The organism is Flavobacterium sp. HBTb2-11-1, assembly GCF_009826975.1.
GTDB lineage: Bacteria > Bacteroidota > Bacteroidia > Flavobacteriales > Flavobacteriaceae > Flavobacterium.
Map to the genome: position 1 here is coordinate 126530 of NZ_WUMO01000008.1, position 16543 is coordinate 143072.

The 16543-nt window shown below is 36.0% G+C and carries 18 protein-coding genes; 7 read left to right on the top strand and 11 right to left on the bottom strand.

What is annotated here, in order from left to right:
* Positions 1–1356 carry an MBL fold metallo-hydrolase gene (locus GR162_RS18015; protein WP_160783248.1) on the top strand — a complete coding sequence of 452 codons (1356 nt, stop codon included), beginning with the start codon at positions 1–3 and terminating at the stop codon, positions 1354–1356.
* Between the two features lie 146 nt (positions 1357–1502).
* Here the strand turns inward: GR162_RS18015 and GR162_RS18020 are convergent, their stop codons facing one another.
* Entirely contained in the window at positions 1503–1940 is a 438-nt protein-coding gene (locus tag GR162_RS18020) for an OsmC family protein (RefSeq protein WP_160783249.1), read from the bottom strand.
* A gap of 296 nt (positions 1941–2236) precedes the next feature.
* Between GR162_RS18020 and GR162_RS18025 the strand changes: the two genes are divergently transcribed.
* From GR162_RS18025 to GR162_RS18045, 5 genes are all read left to right on the top strand, one after another.
* Complete coding sequence (locus tag GR162_RS18025; protein WP_160783250.1) at positions 2237–2746, top strand: hypothetical protein; 510 nt, start codon at positions 2237–2239, stop codon at positions 2744–2746.
* A gap of 52 nt (positions 2747–2798) precedes the next feature.
* The gene (locus tag GR162_RS18030; protein ID WP_160783251.1) at positions 2799–3467 is read left to right on the top strand and encodes a BON domain-containing protein; all 669 of its coding nucleotides are present in this window, start codon (positions 2799–2801) and stop codon (positions 3465–3467) included.
* Positions 3468–3624: 157 nt separating this feature from the next.
* Entirely contained in the window at positions 3625–3777 is a 153-nt protein-coding gene (locus GR162_RS18035; RefSeq protein WP_160783252.1) for a hypothetical protein, read from the top strand.
* A gap of 43 nt (positions 3778–3820) precedes the next feature.
* Positions 3821–4321: a hypothetical protein gene (locus tag GR162_RS18040; protein ID WP_160783253.1), complete on the top strand. Its 501-nt coding sequence runs from the start codon at positions 3821–3823 to the stop codon at positions 4319–4321.
* A 26-nt stretch (positions 4322–4347) separates the two neighbouring features.
* On the top strand, positions 4348–5169 hold the full coding sequence (locus GR162_RS18045) for a universal stress protein (RefSeq protein WP_160783254.1): 822 nt from the start codon (positions 4348–4350) through the stop codon (positions 5167–5169).
* A 75-nt stretch (positions 5170–5244) separates the two neighbouring features.
* On the opposite strand, the gene GR162_RS18050 is transcribed toward GR162_RS18045, so the two are convergent.
* Complete coding sequence (locus GR162_RS18050; RefSeq protein ID WP_160783255.1) at positions 5245–5679, bottom strand: hypothetical protein; 435 nt, start codon at positions 5677–5679, stop codon at positions 5245–5247.
* A gap of 149 nt (positions 5680–5828) precedes the next feature.
* Between GR162_RS18050 and GR162_RS18055 the strand changes: the two genes are divergently transcribed.
* Positions 5829–6461: a hypothetical protein gene (locus GR162_RS18055; protein WP_160783256.1), complete on the top strand. Its 633-nt coding sequence runs from the start codon at positions 5829–5831 to the stop codon at positions 6459–6461.
* A gap of 56 nt (positions 6462–6517) precedes the next feature.
* On the opposite strand, the gene GR162_RS18060 is transcribed toward GR162_RS18055, so the two are convergent.
* The 9 genes from GR162_RS18060 to GR162_RS18100 all read right to left on the bottom strand — a co-directional run bounded on the left by GR162_RS18060 (position 6518) and on the right by GR162_RS18100 (position 16535).
* A complete protein-coding gene (locus tag GR162_RS18060) occupies positions 6518–7213 on the bottom strand; it encodes a TIGR00730 family Rossman fold protein (protein ID WP_160783257.1) in 696 nt (231 codons plus the stop codon).
* A 47-nt stretch (positions 7214–7260) separates the two neighbouring features.
* On the bottom strand, positions 7261–7932 hold the full coding sequence (locus tag GR162_RS18065; RefSeq protein ID WP_160783258.1) for a BON domain-containing protein: 672 nt from the start codon (positions 7930–7932) through the stop codon (positions 7261–7263).
* 25 nt (positions 7933–7957) lie between these two features.
* Positions 7958–8617, bottom strand: a complete 660-nt coding sequence (locus tag GR162_RS18070) for a BON domain-containing protein (protein WP_160783259.1) — start codon at positions 8615–8617, stop codon at positions 7958–7960.
* 465 nt (positions 8618–9082) lie between these two features.
* The gene (locus GR162_RS18075) at positions 9083–9523 is read right to left on the bottom strand and encodes a hypothetical protein (protein ID WP_160783260.1); all 441 of its coding nucleotides are present in this window, start codon (positions 9521–9523) and stop codon (positions 9083–9085) included.
* A 669-nt stretch (positions 9524–10192) separates the two neighbouring features.
* The gene (locus GR162_RS18080) at positions 10193–11359 is read right to left on the bottom strand and encodes an alpha/beta hydrolase-fold protein (protein WP_160783261.1); all 1167 of its coding nucleotides are present in this window, start codon (positions 11357–11359) and stop codon (positions 10193–10195) included.
* Between the two features lie 34 nt (positions 11360–11393).
* Positions 11394–12509, bottom strand: a complete 1116-nt coding sequence (locus GR162_RS18085; protein WP_160783262.1) for an alpha/beta hydrolase-fold protein — start codon at positions 12507–12509, stop codon at positions 11394–11396.
* 19 nt (positions 12510–12528) lie between these two features.
* On the bottom strand, positions 12529–13827 hold the full coding sequence (locus GR162_RS18090) for a glycosyl hydrolase family 8 (RefSeq protein ID WP_237421389.1): 1299 nt from the start codon (positions 13825–13827) through the stop codon (positions 12529–12531).
* A gap of 50 nt (positions 13828–13877) precedes the next feature.
* Entirely contained in the window at positions 13878–14840 is a 963-nt protein-coding gene (locus GR162_RS18095) for a glycoside hydrolase family 43 protein (RefSeq protein WP_202393966.1), read from the bottom strand.
* A 201-nt stretch (positions 14841–15041) separates the two neighbouring features.
* The gene (locus GR162_RS18100) at positions 15042–16535 is read right to left on the bottom strand and encodes a RagB/SusD family nutrient uptake outer membrane protein (protein WP_160783263.1); all 1494 of its coding nucleotides are present in this window, start codon (positions 16533–16535) and stop codon (positions 15042–15044) included.
* Positions 16536–16543 lie beyond the last annotated feature (8 nt).

Sequence of the window (16543 nt, forward strand, 5' to 3'; positions counted from 1 at the left end):
ATGAAAATAAAATTTATAGGAGGTGCTGGAACAGTTACAGGCTCTAAAACACTAATAGAAAGCAATGGCATTAGAATATTGGTGGACTGCGGTCTTTTTCAGGGTCTTAAAGTACTCAGGGAACTTAACTGGCAACCTCTGCCGGTTCCCGCTTCAAGCATTGACTGCGTGCTGCTGACGCATGGCCACTTAGATCATTGCGGCTGGCTTCCGAGGCTTGTTGATCAAGGTTTTAAGGGCAAAATATATTGTACAGCCCCAACAAAGGAAGTTGCCGAGCTCGTATTAATTGACAGTGCCAAAATACAGGAAGAAGAAGCTGAGAGAGCTAACCAAAAGCAGTATTCAAAACATAATCCTGCAGAACCGCTTTATACGTTACAGCAGACAGAATGCGTTTTTCCACTTTTTAAAGTTGTTCCTCTCAATGATTCTATTGTTATAGCCAATGATATTACAGCCATTTACTCCAATGCTGGGCATATAATTGGCGCCTGCAGTATAACAGTAAGCATAGAAGGCAGAAAATTGGTTTTTTCAGGTGATATAGGCCGTGACGATGATGTTTTAATGTATGCCCCTCAAAAACCAGTTCAGGCCGATTATGTATTTTTAGAAAGTACTTACGGTAATCGGCTTCATCCTGAAATTGATTCCAAAAAAGAACTTGAAAAATATATTACCAGTACAATAAGCTTTGGTGGAACAGTAATAATTCCAGGATTTGCCGTAGAACGCACCCAATCTATTATGTATCTTCTCTGGCAACTTAAAAAAGAAGGACGAATTCCGAATGTGCCTTATATTTTGGATACTCCTATGGGCACAAGTGTGCTGAGCATCTTTTTAGAGAATCCAAAGTGGCATAAACTCTCAATTGACGACTGCCATCAGATGTGCGGCATGTTTAAAATAGTTTCGGAATTTGAGCAGACCATGAGAATAATTGAAGATCCGCAGCCTAAAGTTGTTTTGGCAGCAAGTGGTATGGCTACTGGTGGCCGGGTCTTGTCATACTTCGAACACTATCTTCCTATGGAGAAAACAACTGTTATAATTGCAGGTTATCAGGCGGAAGGTACCCGCGGAAGAAAACTTCTGGAGGGGGCAGATGAAATAAAAATATTTGGAAATTATTGTAAAGTGAATGCTAAAATCTTGCATATAGAAGGATTATCGGCTCACGCGGATCAGAAAGGTCTTGCAAACTGGCTTTCTAATCTTACCTATGCTCCAAAATGTGTGTATTTGGTTCATGGCGAAAATGAGCCTGCAGACGAGCTGCGGATTAAAATTAGGGAGAGATATGGATACCAATGCAATGTCGCTTTAATGGGAAGCGAGATAGAAATTTAAATTTAACCTAAATTAAAAGCATCCGTAAAAAACATGCATCCATATAATGTAAAAAAGCAATTCGAAATCAAATAGCGAAAATTGTTTTGTCCACATTTTTTTTTGCGCAGCTTTCTAATAAAAACCTGAGAGTCACAACCACTTTTTTACTCAACAGCTACTTTAGGAAATATATGAACCCTTATATTTAAAGCATTTAGCACCAGACTATGTCGTCTGCACAATGAAAATATTTTCAGGGCTTTATTTATCTGTCCACTATTGCTAATTACTACTGCTGGCCTGATCAGGATATCTGTAATTTCGGATGTTTCATCTGATATTGAAAATGTTGCTCTGCCAATACTGTTGAACTTTTTATAATGAATCCCTTTATTTTTAGCCATCTTTAAATACGCTGTCATGTAGGAGCTCAGAATAGAAGCAATAAAAAGATGCTCCGCCGTCCAGACATCATCTTTAACAGGACTCAGACAGCAGTGCGCAGCTACTTGGAGCTTATCCTCAAAAAGCACTGAGCGTAACTCTGCATTTTGATCCTCTTTCCAAAGAAGGTCTACCTGATAATCTTTTGAAGTTTCCATGATAATTCTAGCTTGGCTAATTACCGTAATTTCATTTATGCTAAGATTGATTTAAAAAACATACCGCACGCCTCTAAATTAATCATTTACCGATTAAGACTAAATGATTCCCATCACTTTTCCCAAGGCTATCAAAAGATAACACCATCCAAAACCATTTCAAGAGATGATGCACATCATTTTTAATTCCAGCATATTAATGCAATTTTACTAAACAGAAATTAAAAAAAACAAATTACAATTTCTGTTTTCCCACCCATAAAAAGATATGGGGAGTAATAACTAAATGACTGGCCATGAAAAATCATAAATTAATTATAGCGCACTTTCAAACCCAGCAGCAGGCAGAAAATGCAATAATAAAATTGAAAAAATACGGTTATGACATTACCAAATTATCAATTATTGGCACAGAATGTTATATCCAGCGGAATGTTGTGGGCTACTACACTATATATGACCGGATGGAGAAATGGAGTTCTATAGGATTATTTGCTGTGGGTTTAACTTCAATAGTATTTGGCTCCTTATTCTTTTTTAACCTAATGAACATTTCTGCTATCAAAATGCCCATCATATACGCTTGTATAGCAATACTTACAGCAGCTTCAATATCTCTTATTGCTATAGCTTTTTCAAAAAATAGAGTCATTGAATATAGAACTGAAATCAGAGCTCGAAAATTTATGCTGTGCGCCGACGATTCTTCTGATAAAATTAAAAAAATACAGACCATACTTGAGGTGCATCTTCCAAAAGAAAATTCACCTTCTGCAAAAGAAAATCAGATGATTCTGGAAAACTAATAAAAACAGAGCAAAGAATTTTAACGATTAACTATCATAAATTAGAAATAAAATGAAAACAGATGAAGAATTACAAAGAGATGTGCAGAATGCCATAAAATGGGAACCGCAGCTTCATGCAGCAGAAATTGGAGTGACTGCCAAAAATGGCGTAGTGACCCTTATGGGAACAGTCGACGCCTATTTCAAAAAAAGTGAAGCGGAGAATGCCGCTAAAAACGTTGATGGTGTGCGAGCAGTTGTAGAGGAAATTGAAGTCAAATATTCCAACAGTGCAAAATCAGACAATGATATTGCTAACGACGTACTAAAAGCTCTTATTGACTGCTGGTCAGTACCTAATGAGAATTTAAAAGTAAAAGTAGAAGATGGATGGATTACACTGGAGGGCAATCTTACTTGGAATTACCAAAAAAAAGCGGCGGAAAAAGCCATATCGTATCTTACAGGCGTGAGAGGAGTCACCAACCACATCAAAATCAAGTCTGAAATTCAAAATGAGATTGACAAAAAAGATGTTGAAAGAGCTTTGAAAAACAACTGGACACTGCACTCTCAAAATATATTAGTGCGTGTAGATGGCACGACAGTTATTCTTACTGGAGCTGTTTCATCGCTTTACCAAAAGGATCTTGCCGAAAAAACAGCATGGAAAACTCCAGGTGTATGGTCAGTTGATAACCAGCTGGTTGTCCAACACAAATATTCTCCAGCTTTATAATAGCTAGAAATGCAGTCTTAATTCATAATATGCCAAAACCTTTCTGAAAAGAAAATCAATGAAGCTTAATTTAAATAATCGGCATCATACTTTTATTGGAGATATATGGGCATGGGATATTTTGCTAAAAAAAAACAAATTTTAAAATTTAATAGCTATGCTTATTTTATCATTCGTGGGGATAATCTTATTAGTAGTAATGATTTTTGTTTTTGTTCAAAATGCAAAAGACAAAAAGACACACGAGGAAGATTTAAAAAGGGATCTGAATAACTATGACGAGGAATCTGAATTGCACGATGTCGAATAATTAAGGAAGACAGTTTCTTTTGAAATTTTTAAAATAGCAGCTAATGAAAACACTACTCATTTATTCGCTTTTTGCCATTTCGGCAATTCTTCTATGTTTGAATCGCTATACTGCGTTATATATTAATAATTCTATTCTGCATTTTTTAATATTCTATACAGCAGTTTTTACTTTCACATTAATAATCGGTCGGTTTACAGACAGACTAAAAACTACAGCGTCGAGAATTATTACTGCATTGATCATAGCAATATTATGTTTTCTGAATTCTTTTTTAACATGGCCTGGAGACTGGAAAACACAGACTGTTCTATATCAGAGCAAAAAAACGCCCCAGAGAACAATAGAATTTCAAATGAGAGGTGACCGCTTTTCTTTTGGCTATAAAAAACGAATCGTAAACCGTCTGAAACTATTTCCTGCATTTGATTGGACATCAGACATTGATACTGCAAAAATTGACTCCGCAGAATGGAAAAAAGTTGATAAATATTTAAACGAAATGAAATTAACTGAACAGAAGAAGTATGATGCTCTTTTCTAATTTTCTGCATATTATAAATTAAAATCATGAAAAAGATATTGGTTACTACAGATTTATCCCAAAACTCAAAAACAGCTGTACGTTTTGCCATACAGCTTGCTTCCCAGACTCCTTATGAGCTAGTCTTCTATCACGCTGACACCTCATTTGCAATAGACCCTTTCTCGGCTGTAACCTTTGCGACTCTTCGCGCTGCAGACAATAAAGAACTTATGAAATTTGTAAACACACTTTACAAGCAGACCGGAAAAATTTCAGGCAAAATTAGTTTTATCACTGAGAGCAGGCTCGATGTTAGCAGTGCCATAATTGAATGCGCGGCAAAAGTCAAAGCAGATTATATTTGCATAGGCACTCGTGGTGGGGGACTGATCAATAAATTGTTAGGCACACATGCTTCTAGAATTTTAAATGACTCCCCTATTCCTATCTTTGTGGTGCCACGCCATTACCGAACAAAAACTATCAGCTCCGTATTCTACCCCTCCGATATTGAAAATTTTTCCCATGAAATCCAGTTAGTCAAAAAAATCTCATCATTATTTGATGCTAGAATTTCAGTTTATCACTATAATTATTTTAAAAATGAGCAGGATATTAAAAATAAATTAAATAGCATTGAAGACAAATATAAATCGGAAAGAATCGTTTTTTATTTTAAAAAACTTCCCGCTGAACAGTCTCTTCACAGAAGTATTCAGATTGACATCATAGTCACAAAACCATCTCTCATTGTTATGTTTGCAAAAGAAGACAGAACTTGGTTTGAGCAGCTCCTCCAGCCACTTAAAAGTTCCGAAAAAGGCTTTGATACTAGGACACCTATGTTGGTTTTCAGAAAAGAATAAAAAATAGGCAGGCCATTATTTTATGGTCTGCCTTTATTGTTTTAAAAATTAAAATCACTTTTTAATTAAGTCACTTTAAGGGAGCTCATAAACATCCAATTCACACAAGGCCGCTTCAAGTCTCATTTTTTCCTGAAGGTAATCAATCTTCAAAGAATCTAATGTGTGGCTTACATCTTGATCAAAGTGGTCTATGCTTACCTCGTAATCTTTGATATAAGCAACCTTCTGTTTCAACCGATCTAGATGATATTGGGCTTTTACAACATTATTTTTATTTCTTTTCGCTGCTCTAGGATTGTCTATCTCTTTCTCAATCATGGATTCTGCTGAGGCAATAATACTGTCAGCTTCTCTATTTAAGGAAAACCATTGCCTAAGAGTTCTTTTCTCTATATTTAGAGCCTGAATCGAATCCTGACTAATTTCTTCTTGATTGGAATTTAGCCCATCCTGGCACGAATAAATCAATGCTGCCATCAAAGCCATTATATACAATTTTGTTTTCATGATGCTGATAGTTAAATTGTTAGTTTTCTGTAAAGTATTCCCAAACTTAATTTATATCAAAAAAAAGAGACAGAAGTAAAAGTGATGCTGGTCATTTTTGATTTAAAGCGGGAATTATAACTTTAATACTAATTTTAAGAAGAATCGAGATGAAAAAAAGTGCTTATATAGTATTGTTCTCAATATTAATCGCTCAGTGCTCAAGCACAAAAATCATTAGCACCTATAAATCAGAAGAGCCGTTTAGTCTTGAAAATGGAAAAATAGCAATACTGGCTCTGACAGAAGGACCTGATGAAGAACTGCGAAAAAAAATGGAAAATCATATGGCCGACGATTTATGTAATCTTGGGTATGAGGCGTTATCCACAATTGACTTGTTGGGTTCTGATAAGTCTAAAGTACAAGATGAAAAAGAAATATTAAAAAATCTGCAGAAAGAAAATGTAGTTTCGGTATTGACTATCGTTCTGCTTCGTCTTGATAAAGAAAAATATCATGCGCCAGCAGGTATGTATGATCTGGTAAATCAATATCGATACAGTGATTTTTATCCTTACTATGCAGCCATATATGGAAAAATATATCAGGATGGCTACTACATTAACAATACAACTTATTTCTGGGAAAGCAATCTATATAGAATATCCGATCAAAAACTGCTTTATTCGGTTCGCACAGAATCTTTTAACCCTTCGGGCATTTCAAATCTTGCCCATCAGTATGGCAAAATAATAATACAGAATATGCTTCAAGAAAATGTGATCAAAGAATTAAACTGATAAAATCATTTGCTTTCTTTAAATCATAATCAAAGCAAAGAATTTTAATGCTAGAACTAAAATTTTGGCTTTAGTCCATAACGCTTTATACTGTGTTCAATAATGAAAAGTCTGGCTTGTTCAATATCGTCTGTAAACATAAAAAGATTTAAATCCGACTCATTTATGGTTCCCTGTTTTTTCATATAATGGATATGCTCAATAAGTGCCTTATGATATTGGGTGTTAAATATAACTATTGGAAAATTTCTAATCTTTTGAGTCTGGATCAGTATCAGTGATTCAAAAAACTCATCGAGTGTCCCAAATCCGCCAGGCATTACGATAAAAGCAAAAGAGTACTTCACCAAAACTATTTTACGCACAAAAAAATGCTTTGCCTCCACCCACTTATCAAGATAAGAATTAGGAGTTTGATCAACGGGGAGCTTTATATTGCATCCCACGGATTTTCCACCTGCTTCTCTAGCTCCACGGTTTGCTGCTTCCATTAAGCCTGGTCCGCCTCCTGTCATAATCGTAAAACCAAGTTTAGCATATTGCCCAGCTGCGTGCTTTGCAAATTCATAATAGGGATGCCCTTCGCTAAAACTTGCCGAACCGAAAAAGGTTATGCAAGGTCCCACTGAATAAAGTTTTCGAAAACATCTTACCAATTCCATTAAAATAGCCGTTATGAATCTCAGTTCTGCAAATCTTGACTGCGGTCCTTCCAAAAATTTAATTTCAGCCTTTTCATTTCGATCTGCCATAGCCTATAATTTAAAATTCTGCTAAATATCTTCGCTGTTTTTTTGCTTTAACACAAATAAGGCTGTTCAAGATTTACTTTTAAATGATTTATGACTTTTATGATACCTGGGGTTTTGTAAGCAATTCTTTCTGCTTCTTCTTTCTGAAAAATAGAGCCGACAATACCAGAGAGCTGCACTGTAGCGCCAGCAACTTGAATATCAATTTCATCTGTATCAAAGGCCCAGTGTCTACGGAGTGCTTTCTCAAGTATTTCCTTCTCAGCCTGATCGCTAAGTTCTTTCTTTAGTTTTATATTATTACTCACATCCCTTACTCCAGACTGATTTCTAATTAAATCCAGAGCAGTCTCACGCTGAAAATTCCATGGAACTATCCCTTCGGCTGTTACATTTCCCTTTTCAACTGTAAGATGAATTGCTCCTTGGGGCACGACCAAGTTTTCTTTCAGCTTTTTTACGAGTCTTGTCGCAATATCCTGATCTGAAAGAGCAAAATCTTTATCGATTTTCACTTCAATTTCGTCCACAATTGCAGCCACGCCTCTGATTTTCTTTGTAGCATGAAGAGCTTCAGTCTTTTTTATCAGATTCTCGACCGTTCCGGTCAGAGTAACAATTCCTTCTTTTACAATTACCCCAATTTCTGCTGCATGTAGCATTGGTTCAAATTTTAATGCTTCCTGTATTTCCTGCTGTAATGCCTCATTATTTTTCATACCTTTTTAGTTTAATTATTCATTCTCAATTAAATTCCACCAAAATTTCATTGTCTACGTACCATACTCCTGGGGTATTCCAAGCAATTCTCTCTGCTTCCTCTTTTTGGAAAAGTGAATCGACAACTCCGCTAAGAAAAATAGTTTTGCCATCTACTCTAACCTTAATATTATCGACATCCAGCAGCCAGCTACGGCGAAGCGCTTTTTCAACAACTTCTTTTTCCATTTCATTTTTAATCTCGGCCTGTATCTTTATTTCATCAATTACTCCTCTGACTCCGTTCAGATAGCGGATTGCATCATCGGCTGCTTTTCTTTGGAAGTTCCAGTGCAAAATTCCTTTAAGAGTGACCCACCCGTCTTTCACTGAAATGGTCAGTTTGTGATCTGGAACAGCCCAGTTTTCATGCAGGGCTTTAGCTACCGAATTTTTAATTTCTGCGTCACTCTTAATATCTGAAATAAATAAATCTACTTTGACATTATTGATTACACTTTTTACACCAGAAATCTTTTTTATGACGTATTCTGCTTCTTTCTTCTGTGCGTAGGTATCTACCATTCCTCCAAGGCTGACCTGACCATCATCAACCTGCACATCGATCTCTGTTGTTTGAAGCAGAGGTTCCCATTTGAGGGCGTCTTTGACTTCCTTTCTTAAGATATCATTATCTTTTTTCATGGCATCTTTTTTTAATGAGTACTTTAATTACGCATAAAGTATTCTTTTATGCGTTAAGCAAAATTGAAAAAAGAATTGCGTACAAAAAATGACCTGCATCAGTCTTAAAAATGACCTCAATCATATATTGAGAATTCATAATCAGCTAAATTTAGTGTAATTTATAAAATTGATAATCAACATAATAACACAATTAAAATGGACTTAATACTATTCCGCTACATTTTGGACAACTCATACCATCACTAACTTTGGAACACTATGCCGCATTTTTACTCATTTTAGCTCATTTAAGGCAACATTAAAACAAAAAAGATGAGCATTACTTCTCATCTTTAAATTATTCATTTCTAAAATTTATTCCATTTCAAAAGGTTAGAATTTCAAAATCTCATATCACTAATTTTGAAACACTACTGAATCGTGGCTGTTTCAGTTTTCTTTGCCTTGATACTGCGGTCTTTATTACAGCTTCAATGTCAATCCAATGCCCGGAGAAAATCCTGAAACATTCCCGCCTCCAATCTCTACATAAACGCCCCACTTATCATTCCAAAACCATCTTCCGCCTATCTGTAGGCCAACATTAAAATCACTTTCATCGTGCCCGTTATTATCATGGTCATCTCTCAAATCGAAAGAATAGCCTACATTAGCTCCGCCATATACATCCCAAGCATCATCGGTAATGCCAAATACATGATCGAAATAATAATTTCCCTTTACTCCAGCATTGAGCCAGTCAAGATCCAGGGTTGTTCCGACTCCAGGGGCAATGGTAATATCCCTATGGACCGGTATTTCATAATTAATGCCTACAAGGCCAAAGTTCAATTCTTTTCTTGCCTGTCCAAAAGCACTTGCAAAACCTAATACCACAAAAACTGATAAAGCAATTTTTTTCATATTCTTTTTTTTTTAATGTTACACTTAAATTCAACTATAATTAACCGATAAATCCTAAAAAACAGAGATAAGATAATTTTAAGTCCAAAAAATAGAGTTTTTATTAGTGTTTATTAGACCAGAAATTAAACTATCTATTGACTTAAATCGCCATAAGCCGTGAGGCGACAATTATTTGAGATTAGCATGACCTTAAAATTAAAGCCTTAAAATTTAAACGAACGCCTATTCTCGTTTTATCTTGTTTCATTTTATAAGATGAAACCAAATTGCCGCAATATGGGACAGCATTTGGAACTTTATCATTAAGAACTACAGTAACCCACAACACAATAAACTATTAAAAAATAAAAATTAGCAGTTCTATTTTTTTCAAGAATCCTCCTTTATTAATTTCGGCTGCATTCTTTATCAGGGAAAACTTTTTACTTTTATTACTTTCCTTTTTATCTGTTGCTGTAAAAGATATTGCAATCTCAGCATGCTTTTTTTTTTTACTTCAAGCCCTGTTTTTTTCATTCCTAAAAATTAATCAGATCTTAAGCGTGCTTAGAAAGTAAGGCTATTGTTATTTTCTAAATAAGACTCGAAAATGGCTAAATGCAGTTTGGTCTGCTAATCATTATTTTTTTTAATGACTAGCAGACCAAACTCAATATTTAGACTATTTTATTTAAATAATTTAGAAGCAAACTGATGAAGGCATCTTCTCCAAGTGAGCCATTCGTGTGCCGTTTCAGGCGATTCGTAATATACATACTTAATTCCCTGCTGCTCTAACATGGTCCGAAAGGCACCAATTGATTTAGGAAACGGAGCAGGTTCTTTTGTTCCTAATCCGAGCCAGAAAAGTTTAATTTGCTTGTTTAAAGCGTTTCCATCTTTATACTTTCCATTTAAAAACGTAGAAGCATCAATCGCATCAGAACTTGGATAATTTGCTGTACCGCTAAATCCTCCATAATAGGCAAAAGTATCCAAATGATTCATCATAATTCTCATGGTCTGATTAGCTCCCATTGAAAGCCCCGCTATAGCCCTGTTTTCACGTTTTGGAATGGTACGGAATTTAGCATCAATCATAGGGATAACTTCTGTAATAAGCACATCTTCAAAAATAGATTCCTTAGATTGGTTTTTATCTGAATTACCATCTTGAGCTTTATAAGCATAACCATTGTCCATCACAATAATCATCGGCACTGCTTTTTTTGAGGCAATCAGATTATCTAAAATCAAGTTAGCTTTTCCTTGTGCAGACCAGCCTGTTTCATCTTCAAAACTTCCATGCTGCAGATAAAGCACTGGATAACGCATTTTTGTATTTTCGTTATAACCCTCTGGAGTATAAACAAAACAGCGTCTAAAAGAATTGGTAAGTTTAGAAAAATAAATATTTTCACTTACCAAGCCGTGAGGCACATTTTTTAAGGCAAAAAAATCCTGATCTTCTGAAGGAATTTCTATACCGCTCCCCCATCTTCCTGCACCATAAAAATAAAGACTTCCTGGATCTGGAACGGAAGCGCCATCGATATTTAACTGATAATAATGAAATCCTTCATCTTGCGGATTTGACTCTCCTGTCCACACACCCTTATCGTCTTTTTTCATGTCGTATTTTACACCGCCAATGTCCAGCTGTACTTTGCTTGCATTTGGAGCCGAAATACTAGCGCGAACACGTCGCTGCGAATTAACCTGAGGAAATATTCTTTCTGGCTGATTCACTGCTGAAGGTTTAAAATCTTCAGTTATAATATGCTCAGATTGAGCGTTCACAGACTGAAAATACAAACTAAAAATTGCAATCACTGCGTTAATAGATAGTCTCATACTTATTAGTTTAATTTTTTATAAAAATTGCATCTCATTTAAACAAAAGCGGAGCTAATTCTTTGAAGCTTCTGCGCCAAGTCAAAAATTCGTGAGCTGTGTTTTCAGAGACGTAAGAAACAGCATTAAATCCTGCATCTTTTAATGTTTTTACTGCAGACTGCACTGATTCTGGTCTTTCGCGGCTGCCACAGCTTATAAAAATCAGTTTAAGCTTTGACTTATCTTTAATCTCCTCTGGCTTATAAATTCCACCGCTTAAAAGCGCATAATGAGAAAAAACATCAGGTTTGTTGAGCGTAATAGAATGCGTTTCCATTCCGCCCATTGACAGGCCAGCCATTGCGCGGTTTGCTTGATTGGAAATCGTACGGAAATTTGAATCAATGTACGGAATTAACTCGTCTACCAGAACCGTTTGAAATGGTTCTATTTTAAAACTTGCCAAACCTCCATACTTAATTTCATTTGTCATTCCGTAAGTCATTACGATAATAAATGGCTTTATTTTACCTTCTGCAATCAAATTATCCATAATTAAGTTCACGCGTCCCTGATTGCTCCAAGCCGTTTCATCTTCTCCCCAACCGTGCTGTAAATACAAAACTGGATATTTTTTGTCTTTATCTTTATGATAAGAAGGGGGAGTATAAACAAAAGCCCTGCGAGATGTATTAGTGCTTTTTGAAGGAAAAAGTACCTGTTGCACATTTCCGTGCGGAACATCTTTTAATGCATAGAAATCCTGATCATGAGCCGGAATTTCGATACCGCTTTCCCAACGTGTAGATCCGTAAAAGTTAAGCGCACCTGGATCGTTAAATACACCTCCATCAATAGTTACATGATAATAATGAAAACCTTCATCCATTGCTCCCTCTGTAGTGCCTTTCCAATAACCGTCCTGATCTTTTGTAAGGACAGTTCCTCCTTTGGTTCCGCCAAGTCCAAGACTCACTACAACCGATTTTGCTTCGGGCGCTGCAATTTGAAATCGTGCATAGCCTTGAGAATTAACTTTTGGATATTCCTGCCCTGGCTGATTTAGCACTGAAGGCTTAAAATCTTCAATAATTGAATTTGTTTTTGTCTGTGCAAATCCAACAAATCCTGATAAAAGCAATAAGATAACCATTTTATACTGTTTCATATTTTTTTTGTTTTAAAAGTTATTTTACTTCTGGAACAATAATTTGATATTTTCCGCTAAGATGCATTAGGCTAAAAAGATACATCAGTCCATCATAATAGGGATCAAAGTAACCGTCTTCGTAAGGTTCAAGCTTTGCGTTCCAAACCGCATGAACAAAATCTAAACTTTCTTTACCGGGATTGACTAATGATGCTGTTGCTGAAGTGGCTACTAATCCTATAGAATGTCTTAGCTTTTTGACAGGGCCAGCTTGAAGGATAAAGTCGGGAGTTGAACCATCCAAATTAAATTGGTCCTCAAACTTGTCTAATCCTTTCGATCTAAGAAAATCTTGAAAACGTTTGGCGTATCCTTCCTGCCATTTTTTATCCTTTCCATACCAAGTATAGTCCATTGCCACATTCATCGGAACGCGCCAAGAATCGTAACGAAATCCCGGAGGCATCCACGGAGTGGGATGCGGTTCGCCATTAAACTCAGTATAATCTGAATTTAAACCTGTTACGGGATGGCATGCATTATGTAGAAAATTACGCGAAACTTCTGCACATTCTTTATAAAATTGTTCATGGCCATCTTTAGCGTATAATGCCCATATTTCATAGAATGCTGGAACATGGTAAGAGGGATCTGTCCAGTTATAACCACCTCCTTCAGGCACAAATGAAATCTGTTTGTGTTCGGTGTTTATAATGTTATGTACATTGCCAGTGCCATCTTTTTTCCACATGGCATCTAGTATTTTTCTGGCTTCTTTGTAGTAGTCAATTCCCGTAGTGTTTCCCCATTTGTTAGAAGCAAAAAGAAGGCTTGTAACAAAATATAATTCACCATCTGAAGCCGAACCTGGAGAATTCTGCTTTTTCGTCAACGGATTGACGCTCCAAGCAAAATAACCTTCTCTTGGCCCGTCTTGATGCTGCATATATTTTACAGACCATCTCCACAAACGATCAAAAACTTCTTTCTTGTTGAGCTGAACGGCAACCATCATACCATAAGACATTCCCTCGGTACGGGCATCTTTATTTTTAATGTCAGAAGCATATCCTAAAGAATTGCCTTCTTCAAAATATATTTTATTTGGGCCTTCGAATATATCAAAATAAGCTTTGGCTACTTTCTTGTCTATTTCATTTTGGCTGTAGCCTGCTTCTTTAAAAAGGTTTCGATATTGAGGTCTTTCAGATTCTGTCGCTGCTGTTTTCTTTTTCTTCTGTGCTTTAACCGAAATTGGTGCAATAAGCATGGAGACTAGCGCCAAAACTGCAATTGCAATTAAATATCGGTTTGATTTTTTTTTATATGCAATCATATTTATCTGTTTAAATATTAATCATTCATCTGAAAACAAAATGAGATTTTTTATTTTACAGGATTTACACCTTCGACAGTCTGCACTATTTTTTGGATGCTTCCGTCTTTGTTGTAATGCATGTAATCAACGCAAATTGAACGTCTGTAACTGCCTCCTGTTGGCAAACTTCCGTTGTGATAAAAAAAGTATGACTTTCCTTTATAGTCAATAATTCCAGGATGTGTGGTAAAACTATTCTGTACATTTTCTTGGATAATTCCCTGATACTTCCATGGTCCCGTTATGCTTTTTGCAGTGCAATATTCTATCATTTCGGGTTTTGTTCCAGCGCTGGCATACACTAAATAATAAAGTCCTTTTCTTTTGTACACCCACGGTCCTTCGATATAATTTTTAGGTTTGAAAGTGGTAATTTCTCCATCCAATTCTATCATGTTTTTCTTAAGTTTTACCCATTTGCAGCTTCCATTCCCCCAAAACATATAGGCTTGTCCATCATCATCTATAAATACAGTTGGGTCGATATCATCCCAACCATACTTCATATCTGTTGTCATTTCATTTATGATAAGCGCTTTTCCAATGGCGTCTTTAAAAGGACCTGTTGGACTATCTGAAACTGCCACGCCTATTGCAGCACCTCCTTGGCTTACTTCGTCTTTTTTATGAAATGTAGAAACAAACCAATAGAATTTTCCATCTCTTTCTATACACTGAGCTGCATACGCATCACCTGTGGCCCAAGAAAATGTGCTCGGAGAAAGCGGTGCTCCATGATCTTTCCAATCTTTCATATTGGTTGTAGAAAAAACGTGCCAGTCGGACATTTTATAATTAGTATCTTCCTGAGTTGCCACATCATGCCCTGTGTATAAGTACAAAGTGCCTTTGTGGACAAGAGGAGCTGGATCTGCAGTAAAAATATCTTTGATGATAGGGTTTTGTGCTTCTGCCTGCATTGCAAATAAATTACAGAAGAGCACAAATAAAATTTTGCCTGTATTTTTCATTTTATTTGATTTAATTGAAATAATTACGAAAATGCGATTAGTTTTTTCTCCAGTTTTATTTCTGTAAACAATAAACAGCGCAGTGAAATGCGCTGTTTACAAAAAACTAACTTAACTTAACTTAACTTAACTTAACTTAACTTAACTTAACTTAACTTAACTTGACTTTATTTAACTTAAACTAACCAAAATTTAATTATCTTAATAACCAGGATTGTTATCGCTTGGTTTTATTTTAGGATTAGAAGATGTTTCTCTATTTGGTATTGGCCATAATTCACTTTTACCAGGAGTAAAACCTGTTCCTTGCAATACTGTACTTGCCAGACCCCATCTTATAAGATCATCAAAACGAGATTGCTCTCCAGCAAATTCTACTTGGCGCTCGTGTACAATTGCAGCAAAAACCGCTTCTTTTGTTGGTGCAATAGTGGTTGTCAGGTTTGCTCTGTCGCGAACTTCTTTAATGTATGCTATTGCTGCTGCCTGCGAACCTCCATCTCTTTGGTTTTCACATTCTGCTTTCATAAGCAATACATCTGCATATCGCATTACTTTAAAGTTAATGCTTGAACGTGTCGCTTCATCTTCTCTATTGTAATAGTTTTGATATTTTTTCCAACCCGCTCTTCTAATACCTGCAGAGGTAGTAAAATTACTTGCCACCATAACTTTGGTTCCTTTTAGATAAGACGAACCAGGAACATAAAAAGTATCCCCAAAGCGATTATCACCTACTTCATACGAATCTAAAAGCTCATCTGATGGGTAAACATTGTACCAGCTAAGATTTCCGTATTCCTGACCTCTAAGCGTTGACTCATCAAAACCAGTTCCGCCGCTATCACCAACAGCTCCCCATTGATCACCAGTTCCATTTTTTTCATCAAACTCAATTTCAAAAATCGATTCTTTACCGTGTTCGGTCTCTTCCATGAAGTTGTTGTAAAAATTACCTTTATCTTCAAGGCTATAACTTGTCACATTATTTAATGCTGCTAAAGCTTCATTATATTTCTTTTGATACAGCAATACTTTTCCCAATTGTGCATAAGCTACTTCTTTATTCGCTCTTCCAACTGCCTCTGAAGCTTTTGGCAAAAGATTTTGTGATGCAAATACAAGATCTTCTTCTATCAACGCATAAACCTCTGCTTTAGGGCTTCTTGCATTTCCGACAATAGTACCCGTTTTATAAATTGGCACATCTCCAAAACGTCTAACTAATAGGAAATAATAGTAGGCTCTTAAAAAATGAGCTTCTCCTAAATATTTGTTCTTTTTTTCTTGAGATAAAACAGAATTTGGAAGAGCATTGATTTTAGGCTCGTTGTCCAACACAAAATTGGCTCTTGATATTCCTGTATAACAAGATTCCCAATAGTATTGGATAATATCATTTCCTGCATTAAAAGAAAAATCCTGAAAAGGTTTCTTGTTACCTTCTAACTGCGGATTTCCTAAAGCATCATGTCCCATAAGGTCCATCGCAAAGAAAAGGTTTCTTCCATAAAGCCCTCTTGTTTGAAGGTTGGCGTACGAAGCGTTTACGGCAGATTGTACCTGCGTTTCGGTTTTAAAGAAAGTTTCAGGCGATAAAGTATTGGGATTAGTCAATTCTAATTCGCTACTGTCACATGACGTTAGAGTTAAAGCTCCAGACAGTACTATAAGTATATATTTAATTTTTTTCATCGTCTTTA

Bases quoted from the DNA above. Each gene is read 5' to 3' on its own strand.
- GR162_RS18015 (WP_160783248.1), top strand. From the start codon at position 1: ATGAAAATAAAATTTATAGGAGGTGCTGGAACAGTTACAGGCTCTAAA.
- GR162_RS18050 (WP_160783255.1), bottom strand. From the start codon at position 5,679: ATGAAAACAAAATTGTATATAATGGCTTTGATGGCAGCATTGATTTAT.
- GR162_RS18020 (WP_160783249.1), bottom strand. From the start codon at position 1,940: ATGGAAACTTCAAAAGATTATCAGGTAGACCTTCTTTGGAAAGAGGAT.
- GR162_RS18045 (WP_160783254.1), top strand. From the start codon at position 4,348: ATGAAAAAGATATTGGTTACTACAGATTTATCCCAAAACTCAAAAACA.
- GR162_RS18085 (WP_160783262.1), bottom strand. From the start codon at position 12,509: ATGAAACAGTATAAAATGGTTATCTTATTGCTTTTATCAGGATTTGTT.
- GR162_RS18025 (WP_160783250.1), top strand. From the start codon at position 2,237: ATGAAAAATCATAAATTAATTATAGCGCACTTTCAAACCCAGCAGCAG.
- GR162_RS18030 (WP_160783251.1), top strand. From the start codon at position 2,799: ATGAAAACAGATGAAGAATTACAAAGAGATGTGCAGAATGCCATAAAA.
- GR162_RS18040 (WP_160783253.1), top strand. From the start codon at position 3,821: ATGAAAACACTACTCATTTATTCGCTTTTTGCCATTTCGGCAATTCTT.
- GR162_RS18060 (WP_160783257.1), bottom strand. From the start codon at position 7,213: ATGGCAGATCGAAATGAAAAGGCTGAAATTAAATTTTTGGAAGGACCG.
- GR162_RS18035 (WP_160783252.1), top strand. From the start codon at position 3,625: ATGCTTATTTTATCATTCGTGGGGATAATCTTATTAGTAGTAATGATT.
- GR162_RS18090 (WP_237421389.1), bottom strand. From the start codon at position 13,827: ATGATTGCATATAAAAAAAAATCAAACCGATATTTAATTGCAATTGCA.
- GR162_RS18075 (WP_160783260.1), bottom strand. From the start codon at position 9,523: ATGAAAAAAATTGCTTTATCAGTTTTTGTGGTATTAGGTTTTGCAAGT.
- GR162_RS18080 (WP_160783261.1), bottom strand. From the start codon at position 11,359: ATGAGACTATCTATTAACGCAGTGATTGCAATTTTTAGTTTGTATTTT.
- GR162_RS18055 (WP_160783256.1), top strand. From the start codon at position 5,829: ATGAAAAAAAGTGCTTATATAGTATTGTTCTCAATATTAATCGCTCAG.
- GR162_RS18095 (WP_202393966.1), bottom strand. From the start codon at position 14,840: ATGAAAAATACAGGCAAAATTTTATTTGTGCTCTTCTGTAATTTATTT.
- GR162_RS18100 (WP_160783263.1), bottom strand. From the start codon at position 16,535: ATGAAAAAAATTAAATATATACTTATAGTACTGTCTGGAGCTTTAACT.
- GR162_RS18065 (WP_160783258.1), bottom strand. From the start codon at position 7,932: ATGAAAAATAATGAGGCATTACAGCAGGAAATACAGGAAGCATTAAAA.
- GR162_RS18070 (WP_160783259.1), bottom strand. From the start codon at position 8,617: ATGAAAAAAGATAATGATATCTTAAGAAAGGAAGTCAAAGACGCCCTC.